The sequence below is a fragment of the Microcystis sp. M090S1 genome, assembly GCF_020246295.1.
Taxonomy (GTDB): domain Bacteria; phylum Cyanobacteriota; class Cyanobacteriia; order Cyanobacteriales; family Microcystaceae; genus Microcystis; species Microcystis aeruginosa.
In genome coordinates, this window is sequence record NZ_JADBTF010000090.1 from 1 (window position 1) to 11,168 (window position 11,168).

The following is an 11,168-nucleotide window of genomic DNA, read 5'->3' on the forward strand; positions in this document are numbered from 1 at the left end:
GCTAATAAACATAGCAAAATTATAGATGATTTCCTGACCTAAGATCACATTTTATTCTTTTTTCCACTTCAATCTAAGAATTGAGAAAAAAGCAAAACCTTATATTATACCATAAAAAAATTATGCAAGAGGTCTACTAAATAATCAATATACGATTCTTTTGGGTCTTCTGATCCTAAATCAACAACCCCCACTAAGTTTCTTGTCCAAGGATCAAGATCGCTTAAATCATCTGTTAGGGAATGAGAAGTATTTTCTGAGGATACATTCTGACGAAAAACACGACCATATTCTAATGCTTTCTGAAAAGCCTCCTGATCAGAAATTGATCCAGAAAGATCATCTAACCAGTTTTCAGACGAAGATTTTTCAGTTTCCAAATCGACCAAACCTGTTAAATTTTGTGTAGAGGCATCAATATCATTGAAATTATCTGCTAGGGAATGAGAAGTATTTTCTAAAGATACATTCTTAGGATTAAATCCCTCTTGAATTCTGAAAATTATTAAACTACTATAAGCTCTCAATTGGGTGACTAAACATTTGTCAGTATCTTGGAAATATTCGGTTATAGTACGATGAGAAATCGATAGAGTATTTTTAGCTCCCTTGTCAATTTGCTCTAGTTCTGAATCAGCAAACATATCAATAAACACATCTATCGTTTCCGAGAGAAGGAGTGAACCTTCCACCACTCTGATTAAATCGGCTTTTTCCTCACCCGTCTTTCCCTCATTGATCTGAGCAAGGCTGATAAATAATTGATTATAGGCAGTAATTTGATTAGTAAATTGGTCTATATATTGGATTAACTCCAGTGCTGAATCCTCATCTCTATACTGTTTCCATACCTGAAACCATAATTCATCAATTTGACAAAATATATCGGCTCTTGCTTGATAAGTTTTAGAGTTATCCATAACTCGATCGAGCAAAATCTTAGTTTCTTGTAGTAAATTATCCAGTATGATTCGATCAGAATCGGTGACAATTTGAGCAAGTTTATCTGTAATATCTTGGAGATTTTCTAACAAAAATTGTCCTAAATTTTCCCGTTCGACTGAACTTGGCAGACTATTCATCGTATTTACCTCTCCTAAGACTGACAATCAAACAGAATTGAGTAGTCAAAATCATCAGCCCTAAACCTCGATTGTAACAATTTTGGGGTCTAAATCCTGTTTAAAAGGTATAGGAGAGGGGGAATTATAAATTATGAAGTGGGGAAGTGGGGAAGTGGGGAAGTGGGGAAGTGGGGAAGTGGGGAAGTAGGGAAGTGGGAAGAATAAATAAAAATAATCTCCTGTCTCCTGTCTCCTGTCTCCTGTCTCTTGACTCGGAGACTACTGGCTCCTTGCTCCTCAATCTAGCGTCTGTGAGGAATTGAGAAATTGAGGATGATTTGATAGGATGTTAGTACAATCGGGGAATAGTAAAGAAAAAACCCCCTATTGCTCATGAGTCAAAATCCCAATTCTTCCTCGCGACCACTGCAGCCGCTGCCGGTTCCCTCCATGCCGATACCTCCCTCAGAGTTAATCAAGGGAACCAGCACGGGGACAACTCAAGAAATGAGCCAACAGGTGGCGACACCGACCAAAAACGTGCCGAATATGCCGCAAAATGGTCAAATTCCCGCCCCACGTCCTCCCCAAAATCGCACTCCCAGTCAGGCTGCTTCTCCCCAAACCCCACCCCGGCCGGGTCGCGCTCCCAATCAACCCACCTTAGAACATTTGATCCGGATGGCCTTTGATCGGGGTTATTCGGACGTTCACCTGGGAGTTGGAGAAAAACCCCGGATGCGGGATCGTGGTGAAATGATTATTCTCGACTATCCTGAAATTGACATCAACACTTTTTATAGCTGGTTACGGGAAATCCTAGGGGAAGAAGAAATCCTTCGCTTTAAAAAAGACCTAGAATTTGATGGTGCAACTCAGTACGAATTCGCTAGGGTGCGGATTAATATCTTTGAAAGTCTGCGCGGTCCGGGCATGGTTTTGCGTCTAATTCCCCTGAAAATCCTCACTATGGAACAATTGCGCTTACCGGCGGTGTTCCGGAATGTGTGCGATGTGCATAAGGGATTGATTTTAATCACCGGTCCGACGGGTTCAGGGAAATCCACCACCCTAGCAGCCATGATCGATTACATCAATAAAGAACAAGCCAAACATATTATCACCATCGAAGATCCGATCGAATTTGTCCATCAAAGTCGTCGCAGTTTGATCAAACAAAGGGAAGTGGGAATGCACACCCATGAGTTCGATAATGCCCTAAAAGCCTCTTTGCGGGAAGACCCAGATATTATTCTGGTGGGGGAGATGCGGGACAAATCCACCGTTAATACTGCCCTGAAAGCTGCCCAAACTGGTCACTTAGTCATGGGAACCCTGCACACCAACAGCGCCGTTAAAACCCTGGAGCGGATTTTAACTCTTTATACCGCCGAGGAACGGGAATCGATGCGGGTGGCGATCGCAGAATCCTTGGTTTGTATTATTTCCCAGGGTTTATGTCGCACCACCGATAGTAAACGGGCTGCTTTTCACGATATTCTCGTCAACACAGAAACCGTCAAAGATTACATTCGCAGCGGCAAAAATGACGAAATTATCGAATTAATGAGAGATGGCGAATATGATGGCATGATTACCACTAATCAATCTCTGTTTAACCTCTATCAAGAGGGACGGATTAACGATGAGGTCGCCCTGGAAATGTCCCCGGTTCCCAATGAAATGGCGATGATGCTGCGGGGTAGAATCTAGAAAAACCCTGAAGGATTTCCTTGCGGGGTCAAGAGTTTAGTAGTCTAGAAAAATAGAAGCTCCTATTGATTCCCTAGGGGAACCCCTCAAGTGACCACTTCCGCGATTGTGTTGCCCGATATTTTTAAAGGCATCGCCCTGTTTACCCCCGGGGGCGACCTGATTTACTGTATCGATCCTGATAAACAAACTCATTGGCATCTGAATCTCTGCGCTGCTCTCCAGTCCGCTTTAGGGTTGCCAGAACCCCCCCATTTTTTAGTTCCGAGTTTTACCGCTACCATCGATCGCTGGCGAGATTCCTACAGTCACCGTATTCATACTAGAGCCGAAGTCTATCCCCTTGTCCGTCGCTATCAGCCTTTATTAAATGCTATTTTCGCCACGGACGAGCGAGCTTGGTTTACTGTACCTTGGCAGGAACAATCCTCTAATCCCACTATCTTAGAAACCTATCGTCAGCAGTTTCCCCAACTTTGGCAATCCCACGATCTGATTCTCCGTTATCAGGAACGCCCCGCAACGACTTCGGGGATTAGTGCTGACTCTGACTATACTAACCCTAGTCCCAAGGGTTATGTTTTGCGGTTATTTGTCTCCGGTAATAATGCCAATACTAAACACACCCTAGAATCGATCCATCAGCTTCTAGAGCGAGAATTACACCATCCCTATACCCTGAAAGTGATCGATATCTCTAAGCATCCAGAACAAGCGGAATCTAATCATGTCTCTGCTATTCCCACTTTAGTCCGGGTTTGGCCGCAACCGGTGAAACGCATCATCGGCGAATTTGAGGATTTACCGCGAGTATTACAGATTATCGCCACCGCTTAGGGTTTAAAGACTTCTGACTCGATTCCTCGCCACCATTCGCCCAATTTCATTAAGTCTTGCTGAATATCATCCAATTCTTGGATATATTCCTGTTGGGAAAGACTGGCACGACGTTCTTGCAGTTTTTTGAGACGCAATTGCACCAACAGCCAAGGCTTAGAAATACCGTTAGTTTCTTCGATATAGCGAGCGATATCCTGACTATCCATAGTTTTTTACTGTTATTATCCTATATTTTCTCAAATTAACCCGAGACTCCTTTTTTTTAGTTGCAGAAGATTATGTTTGATTTTAGCCACTATTACCCCTACGAAGAATTAGTTTCTTTCCTGAAAAACCTAGCCTCATCCTATCCTAATTTAATTAGCCTCACCTCGATCGGTAAAAGCTACGAAAATCGAGATATCTGGTTAACTACCCTCACAAATCAAGCCACAGGACCCTATTTAGAAAAACCTGCCTATTGGATTGATGCTAACACCCATGCGGGGGAAGTAACAGGCTCTGCCGTCGCTCTCTACACTATCTCTCATCTTTTGCGCCAATACGGTCATAATTCCCCAATTACCAGACTTCTTGACCATTACACTGTCTATATTTTGCCGCGATTAGCCGTGGATGGAGCAGAAAAATATCTCACCACTCCCTATATGTTACGATCGAGTATTCGCCCCTATCCCCACACGGATGAGAAACCGGGGCTATATCCTGAAGATATTAACGGCGATGGTTTAATCTTACAAATGCGCCAAAAAGATACCTGTGGCGCTTGGAAAATTTCTGAACAAGATCCTCGCATTATGGTGCGTCGCGAACCGGAGGAATTTGAAGGAACTTTTTACACTTTGCTCACCGAAGGTTTAATCCGCGATTACGATGGCTATAATTTTACCACTGCCCCCACCCTAGAGGGCCTGGATTTTAACCGCAATTATCCCGTTTATTGGGTTCCTGAAGGGGAACAACAAGGGGCTGGCAATTTTCCTTTTTCGGAGCCAGAAACCCGTGCAGAAGCCGAATTTTGGGCAAATAACACCAATATTAATGGCTTCGTTACCTATCATACCTATTCAGCAGTCATGTTGCGTCCCTATAGCACCCATCCCGATGAATATTTCCCCGTGGAAGACTTAGAAATGTATAAATATATTGCTGATAAGGGAAAAGCAATGACTGGTTATGAATGCGTTTCTGTCTATCACGATTTTCGTTATCATCCCAAAGAAGTGACTAACGGTGCCATGGATGATTACGGTTACGATCATTTTGGTTGGTATGGTTTTACGGTGGAGTTATGGGATGCACCCACCCAAGCAGCAGTGAAAAAAGATGATTATATTCAATGGTTTCGCTGGCATCCTTTTGAAGATGAATTGAAGTTACAGCGTTGGAATGATGAGAATTTAGCGGGAAAGGGTTTTATTAATTGGCAAAGTTTTCATCACCCCCAATTGGGAGAGGTGGAAATTGGCGGTTGGGACTTTAAAAATGTCTGGCAAAATGCCCCAGAAAAGTATTTACCAGATTTATGTGAGAAACAATGTCAGTTTACTATTGCCCATGCTTTAATGTCACCTCTTTTAGCTATCTCTCGTCTTGATCTTAAGTCGGAGGGAAATGGTATTTATCATCTGGTTTTACAGTTGGAAAATCAGGGATTCTTACCCACTTATACCAGTAAAAAGGCACTGGAAAGAAAGATTGTTCGTCCCATTCAAGTCAAGTTAAATTTAGCCGATGACGTGAGTTTAATAGTGGGAAAATTAGAGCAGGAAATCGGTCACTTAGAAGGGCGATCAAATAAAGTATATAGTAGTCTTGCTCACGGTTTAGATTATCGCCGTACGGTGGAATGGGTGATTAAGGGAGTTTCTGGTCAAGAAATCGAGATTATCGCTATAGCTGAAAGAGCAGGAACAGTCAGACAAAAAGTGATTTTATAGAGCTATTTTGTTCGATAAAATTGTTAAATAAGTCTCGTTGGATTCTGTGGGTAAAACTCGCAATTTTTGGCTGCGAAGATCCGGTTCTAATCCCAAAGCTTCTAAAGGAATTACTCCTAATAAATTGTTTTGACCTCCGGGTAATTCCAAACATTCAAAAGTTCCTTCCCGTCCCGCGATAATCAAGGTGGCATCGCGAAAAATTCTCGCTTTTCCTATCCCTTTAGCCGTAGCCACATCTACTTCTTTTAAAAGCTGTAAACCCAAGCTGGAGATTACTTCCGGCACCAGACAAAGAGTAGTTGCTCCCGTATCCACCAAGACATTTTCTAGGGTAAGAGAGCGAATTTGATCGGGAGAAATCACCGCCGCCGCCGCTAAAATTTGATCCGCGCGATTGATAACTGTAATGGTGGTGTAGATTTTGCCCATATCTTCTGCAATAACTGCTGGCTCAACCATAAGATTACCCTCAATTCTACCTTCAATTATACCCGAATAATTGCCAACAACACTGTCTAGTAATTTTAATTATTAATCCGGCCATCGGGCATAATTGCACCGCGGAAGTTAACTCCCATCAGATTAGCACTCATTAACTCGGCACCAGTTAGATTAGCATTACTTAAATCGGCACCGGTGAGATTTGATCTAGCAAAGAAAGCATCGACTAAATCCGCTTCGCTGAAATTAACTCCTGAAAGATTAGCCCTTCTTAAGTCAGCATGATTCATTCTTGCTGCTTGAAAATTAGCTTGACTAAGATTAGCTCGATCAAATTTTATTTGAGTCATAATTGCACTATAGAAATTTGCCCGCATTGCTTCCGTATCGGTCATTTTTGACCGCACTAAATTGGCTCCCGCTAGATTTGCCCCCACTAAATGCGCCCCGATTAAATTAGCATCAGTAAGTAAAGCATCTTGGAGATTAGCATTAGTTAAATCCGCTTTTCTGAGGTCAACATTGCACAAATTAGCCTCCTTTAAATTGGCTCCTACTAGATTAGCTCGCACCAGATTAACCCCTTTCATATTAGCCCCTTGCAGGTCGGCGCAGGAGAAATTAGCCCCTTGTAAATTAGTGTTATGATTTTTCTTTTCCTGACGCATATTTGTTCCCCGCAAACAAGCACCAGTGAGGTTAGCACCACTTAAATTAGCCCCCCGTAAATCCGCCCCGATTAAGTTAGCATCAAGTAACGTCGCTAGGGTTATATCGGTATCACGAAGATTAGCCCCTTGTAGCATCGCTCCGTGTAAATTGGCACTGCGTAAATCTGCCCCATTTAAGTCAGCTTGGTTGAGACTAGCACCGCTTAAATTAGCTGTCACAAGATTAGCTTGAGCGAGATTAGCCCGGTTAAGATAGGTAAAGAGAAGATTGGCTCCGTGCAGATCTGCTTCATTTAAAACAATGCCAATTAAGTCAGCACCAACTAAATTAACTCCGGGTAATTTTAAGCCACTAAATTGAGTTTCTCCCTCGGCATAACGTGCAATTAATTCGTTGGGTTTCATAGGTAGAATATCCAGATAAATTTGGGTAAAAAATTAAAGAATTTTTTGTAAAGTTTGCACCAGAATACTGGCGGTTTGAACGTTAGCATCCGTATCCATTTGGGTTTGAGCAATATTGTATAGTTGAACTTCGATATCCTGGAGGGATTTACCACTTTGGATGAGTTGTTTTAGTAAATCTTCTAGGGTATAACTTCGCAGAGTTGACCAATCTTGACCGCTCCGATTACAAGGATGAAATAGGAGCGAGAAAATCAATATTTTGGCTCGTAAAGGATTAGCATACTGGAAAATTTCTAAACGAATTTCAAAGGGGTCGTAGGCGGTAATTTGTGGGGAATTACTGGGGTTGTTATTTGAGGAAGCCGGCTCGGCAAAGGGCAATTCCATGACTAATTGCGGTTCATTTAGATTGATGATCGAAGAGGAAAAATCCACAGGTTCACTTCTAGAGGGGGAGAAAGATGTGGTTTTAGCCGCAGAATCAGAATCATTCTTTAGATGAACTATTTGAGTGTTCAAGATTTGACTTTTTGACTCATTATCCTCTTCTTCGTCATCGTTATCAGTATCGTAGAGAGGCTCTAGTTGGGCAAGAATAATATCGGCTAGGGCTAGGTAGAGAGCTTTTTTATTAATATTTTCGGCAATTTGCTTGAGAGTTTGTCGCAAGCTTAGGAAATTGGGATTGTTTCGCTGAAGTTCTAAAACAATATTTTTTAAGCCATAATTATTAATCACCGCTTGATCGTTTTCCCAACGATTTTTACAAGCGGCAAACATTAATTTTTGAATTCTCGCTGTCTCTCGATGATTTTCTATTCCACTAACCACCTGTCTTAATAAATTATCTTCCTCGTTGTTGACATCATTATTAACGGTGGTGAAGCTAGGGTTAACTTCTGGCTCTACCAGTAATAATTGATTGTCGTAGGCGGCAGCCATATTACTATATAATTGACTGATTTGCTCGATAATAACCGTGGCTACTCCCAGATAAACTTTAGGACGATTGAGGGTTTTAACTAATTTATAAACAGAAAAAGTTAATTGTTCTTTATTGGTTTTGAGTTGCACTAACTCCTTCACCAAGTCTTCCATAGCCACACTGTTCAAAATATTAGGCTCATTTTCCCAATATTTTTTACAGATACAAAAGATTAATTTTTTGATCCGTAATTTTTCTTCGTGGCTGTCGAGATAGCGAACTACATCATTAAAAACGTCGATGGATAATTGCATAGTAACCTCTGATCCGAGAAAGGAGCCAGCCCTCGCACGCCTCTCCTCTACTATAGCGGTATGCTATTGGTCTCTCGCGAGTCAGCTTGTCAGAATACATAACTTATTCCTTGCTTTTAGTGCCTGAAAATATCCTAACCTAAAAGCGTGGCACTATTGAGTTGGGGTTGCCAGATCTGGTCTATCTTCCCTAAGATTACCCAGCCTAATTCCTCAAATTAGCAAACGATTATTTTTTCGCCTGGCTCGTTTTTAGTACAAATGTTCGGACAAAATCGGAGTAAAGTCTTTAAGTTTAGACGACCGATGCCCGATAGGGTTAGAGTAATCAGGGAGAAACTGATTTATCGAGAGGCCATATCATCCCATGCTAGAACTCTACCAATTTGAATTATCTGCCTATTGTGAGAAAGTCCGTCTCATCCTCGACTATAAAGGACTTGCCTATAAAAAAAGGGACGTGGTGCCGGGGGTGGGACAATTGGAATTATTCCGTCTTTCCGGACAGCGCCAAGTTCCCGTCCTCAAGGATGGCGATACTTATATTGCTGACTCGACGGAGATTGCTTTTTATCTCGATCGCAAGTATCCTGAAAAACCAATTATCCCCACAGATCCCCTACAACGGGGTCAATGTTTATTAATCGAAGAATGGGCCGATGAATCCCTAGGATTAAAAGGAAGAACCGCTTTTCTCGGCGCTTTTGCCCAAAATCAAAACTTTCGTACCGCTTTTTTACCCCAGGAAACTCCCGGTTTTATGCGCTTGTTGCTGGGTTCTATGCCAGGGGAATTAATTGATATTTTGGGAGCGGGTGTAGGTCTGGGAAAAGATGCTATCAATACAGCGAAAAAGGGGCTACAACAGGATTTAGAGGCTTTGAACCTCATTTTAACCAATCGTCCCTATTTAGTCGGGGATCAGCCCACTTTAGCCGATTTAGCCGTGGCGGGATTAAGTGTACTGCTTCAGTTTCCCCAGGGTTCCTATCTCAACTTACCCAGGGAATTGCAAGGCAAGGGGATTCCGGGGTTAGCCGATAATAGCGCCTACGAGGGCTTTTTTGCTTGGCGCGACCGTCTTTATAGTCAATACCGTCAAACTATCACCCCGGGAAGTTCCACCCCTCCTATCGATTCCCCCAACTCCATCCAGATTGAATAGCAGCGCTTGACTAGGGTGGTGGGGTGTGGGGTGTAGGGTGCAGGAATTATGAATTATGAAGTGGGGACGTGGGGAAGTGGGGAAGTGGAGCATTGGGATGAAATTTCCCTAAACCCGTAAACCCCTAAATCCCTATCACCCCAAAACCCTATCTCCTGACTCCTATCTCCTGACGACCGACGACCGGCTCCTAACTCCTGTTAAGATTCCCGTAAAACGTAGCCCACACTACGCACGGTATGAATGAGGCGTTTTTGACCACCAGCCTCCATCTTCAGGCGTAAATAGCGAATATACACCTCAATAACGTTTGATTCTCCTCGAAATTCGTCTCCCCAGACATTTTCGAGAATTTGCTCCCTCGATAATACTTCCTTGGGGTGAATCATGAGGTAGCGCAGCAGTTCAAATTCCTTCATCGTCAACTCAATATTTTTGTTTTTATAGGAGAGACGACGACTGGCTAAATCTAATACTAAGTCACCGAAACGCAATTGTTCGGGGATAATTTCCAGAGGTTGCAGGTAAAAACGGATTAATTTGAGAAAAGATTGCGAATTATAGGGTTTGAGAAAATAATCGTCGGCTCCCGCTTCCAAACAGGCGAGACGTTCTTCTAGGGTTTCTTGAGATACTAACAAAATAATATAAACGCGACTTCCCTGGGAACGTAAACGACGACAAAAATTCACACCGGCCTCCGCTGCGAGGAAGCGATCGAGTATAATCATCGCTGGCTGCCAACTTTTCACTTCTGGGAAAGCGATATCAATGCTAGGCACGCTCAGGGGACGATAACCTGCTTCTTTCAAGTCCGCACTAGCTAGTTTAGCGATATTCTCCTCAATTCCCACCAAGAGAATTGAAGAACTCGGAACGGATGTACTCATAAATCAGCAGCGGTAAAGAAATAGGAAAGACAGGGAGGGGACTACCTAATTATAGTTAATTGATTCTTGCCTAACCGATTTAATAAAAAAGTTAACGCTGTGGTGCGTTGGACAAAATTACCATTGATAGACCAACCGGTCACTCGATCGGGGGACGACCAGAGGCTAAGATGATCTACAGGTGGATCTGCATAAAAATTTTCTTGACCGCTACCCAATAAACAGGAACTCCAATGGGTAAAATAATCGTGACTAAGGCGATAAATGGGAAAATTACCGATTAATGGCACTCCCCACCCGTCCAGAGCTATTAAAGCGGCAATTTTTGCCCCTTGAGCTTGCCAATAATGAGCTAAAGCGATCGCATTTACCACCCCCGCACTAAACCCAATCAAGGTTAGAGCTTCTTCCGGTGAAAAAGCTTCATTTAAGCAAGAAAAAGGCGAAATAATAATATAGGAACGTAATTTGACCGATTTGCTCCCCAGATGTCCTAAAAAATCCTCGGTCAATCTAGAATCATGAAAACCCGTACAAATTACCAAAGACATACAATTAATTGACACTCCCCGAAGCGCTCATGGGAGGGATTCTCGAAGCTCATCACTGCGCTTTCTGGTTTCCCCTACTCACGTCTTACACGATTATGTCCTATCCGAACCTACTAGAATATCACTTGTTATCTAGGGTTTGCTGAAAAAGTTTTTCCTAGGGGCAGGGTGTAGGGTGTAGGGTGTGGGGTGTTGGGTTTTACCGATTTTGAGGGGGTCAATTACCTAATTTTCAGGGAAAAA

At 42.6% G+C, this 11,168-nt stretch carries 11 protein-coding genes; 4 read left to right on the plus strand and 7 right to left on the minus strand.

Annotated features, from left to right (window positions below):
• Positions 1 to 104: 104 nt before the first annotated feature.
• The gene (locus IM477_RS04035) at positions 105 to 1,082 is read right to left on the minus strand and encodes a hypothetical protein (RefSeq protein ID WP_353845527.1); all 978 of its coding nucleotides are present in this window, start codon (positions 1,080 to 1,082) and stop codon (positions 105 to 107) included.
• 375 nt (positions 1,083 to 1,457) lie between these two features.
• Between IM477_RS04035 and IM477_RS04040 the strand changes: the two genes are divergently transcribed.
• Both IM477_RS04040 and IM477_RS04045 read left to right on the plus strand, forming a co-directional pair.
• Positions 1,458 to 2,777: a type IV pilus twitching motility protein PilT gene (locus IM477_RS04040; RefSeq protein ID WP_287730626.1), complete on the plus strand. Its 1,320-nt coding sequence runs from the start codon at positions 1,458 to 1,460 to the stop codon at positions 2,775 to 2,777.
• Positions 2,778 to 2,867: 90 nt separating this feature from the next.
• Positions 2,868 to 3,614, plus strand: coding sequence for a circadian clock KaiB family protein (locus tag IM477_RS04045; protein WP_287730627.1), 747 nt, complete (start codon positions 2,868 to 2,870; stop codon positions 3,612 to 3,614).
• Here the strand turns inward: IM477_RS04045 and IM477_RS04050 are convergent.
• The gene (locus IM477_RS04050; protein WP_002751038.1) at positions 3,611 to 3,823 is read right to left on the minus strand and encodes a hypothetical protein; all 213 of its coding nucleotides are present in this window, start codon (positions 3,821 to 3,823) and stop codon (positions 3,611 to 3,613) included. The genes IM477_RS04045 and IM477_RS04050 overlap by 4 nt on opposite strands.
• Before the next feature lie 72 nt (positions 3,824 to 3,895).
• Between IM477_RS04050 and IM477_RS04055 the strand changes: the two genes are divergently transcribed.
• Positions 3,896 to 5,557: a M14 family metallopeptidase gene (locus IM477_RS04055; protein ID WP_287730628.1), complete on the plus strand. Its 1,662-nt coding sequence runs from the start codon at positions 3,896 to 3,898 to the stop codon at positions 5,555 to 5,557.
• On the opposite strand, the gene IM477_RS04060 is transcribed toward IM477_RS04055, so the two are convergent.
• The 3 genes from IM477_RS04060 to IM477_RS04070 all read right to left on the minus strand — a co-directional run bounded on the left by IM477_RS04060 (position 5,552) and on the right by IM477_RS04070 (position 8,319).
• Entirely contained in the window at positions 5,552 to 6,019 is a 468-nt protein-coding gene (locus IM477_RS04060) for a pepsin/retropepsin-like aspartic protease family protein (protein ID WP_287730629.1), read from the minus strand. The two genes, IM477_RS04055 and IM477_RS04060, sit on opposite strands and share 6 nt — an antisense overlap.
• A gap of 65 nt (positions 6,020 to 6,084) precedes the next feature.
• Positions 6,085 to 7,077 carry a pentapeptide repeat-containing protein gene (locus tag IM477_RS04065; RefSeq protein ID WP_287730630.1) on the minus strand — a complete coding sequence of 331 codons (993 nt, stop codon included), beginning with the start codon at positions 7,075 to 7,077 and terminating at the stop codon, positions 6,085 to 6,087.
• 33 nt (positions 7,078 to 7,110) lie between these two features.
• Positions 7,111 to 8,319, minus strand: a complete 1,209-nt coding sequence (locus IM477_RS04070; RefSeq protein WP_287730631.1) for a hypothetical protein — start codon at positions 8,317 to 8,319, stop codon at positions 7,111 to 7,113.
• Between the two features lie 367 nt (positions 8,320 to 8,686).
• Here IM477_RS04070 and IM477_RS04075 point away from each other — a divergent pair, with 367 nt between their 5' ends.
• Entirely contained in the window at positions 8,687 to 9,484 is a 798-nt protein-coding gene (locus IM477_RS04075) for a glutathione S-transferase (protein WP_002798699.1), read from the plus strand.
• 200 nt (positions 9,485 to 9,684) lie between these two features.
• Here IM477_RS04075 and nblR read toward each other — a convergent pair whose 3' ends face one another.
• Both nblR and IM477_RS04085 read right to left on the minus strand, forming a co-directional pair.
• The gene (gene nblR / locus IM477_RS04080) at positions 9,685 to 10,374 is read right to left on the minus strand and encodes a response regulator transcription factor NblR (protein ID WP_287730632.1); all 690 of its coding nucleotides are present in this window, start codon (positions 10,372 to 10,374) and stop codon (positions 9,685 to 9,687) included.
• A gap of 41 nt (positions 10,375 to 10,415) precedes the next feature.
• A complete protein-coding gene (locus IM477_RS04085; RefSeq protein ID WP_287730634.1) occupies positions 10,416 to 10,925 on the minus strand; it encodes a hypothetical protein in 510 nt (169 codons plus the stop codon).
• Positions 10,926 to 11,168 lie beyond the last annotated feature (243 nt).

Coding starts and splice junctions, on each gene's coding strand:
- IM477_RS04035 (WP_353845527.1), bottom strand. CDS start 1,082: ATGAATAGTCTGCCAAGTTCAGTCGAACGGGAAAATTTAGGACAATTT.
- IM477_RS04040 (WP_287730626.1), top strand. CDS start 1,458: ATGAGTCAAAATCCCAATTCTTCCTCGCGACCACTGCAGCCGCTGCCG.
- IM477_RS04050 (WP_002751038.1), bottom strand. CDS start 3,823: ATGGATAGTCAGGATATCGCTCGCTATATCGAAGAAACTAACGGTATT.
- IM477_RS04055 (WP_287730628.1), top strand. CDS start 3,896: ATGTTTGATTTTAGCCACTATTACCCCTACGAAGAATTAGTTTCTTTC.
- IM477_RS04060 (WP_287730629.1), bottom strand. CDS start 6,019: ATGGTTGAGCCAGCAGTTATTGCAGAAGATATGGGCAAAATCTACACC.
- IM477_RS04065 (WP_287730630.1), bottom strand. CDS start 7,077: ATGAAACCCAACGAATTAATTGCACGTTATGCCGAGGGAGAAACTCAA.
- IM477_RS04070 (WP_287730631.1), bottom strand. CDS start 8,319: ATGCAATTATCCATCGACGTTTTTAATGATGTAGTTCGCTATCTCGAC.
- IM477_RS04075 (WP_002798699.1), top strand. CDS start 8,687: ATGCTAGAACTCTACCAATTTGAATTATCTGCCTATTGTGAGAAAGTC.
- nblR (WP_287730632.1), bottom strand. CDS start 10,374: ATGAGTACATCCGTTCCGAGTTCTTCAATTCTCTTGGTGGGAATTGAG.
- IM477_RS04085 (WP_287730634.1), bottom strand. CDS start 10,925: ATGTCTTTGGTAATTTGTACGGGTTTTCATGATTCTAGATTGACCGAG.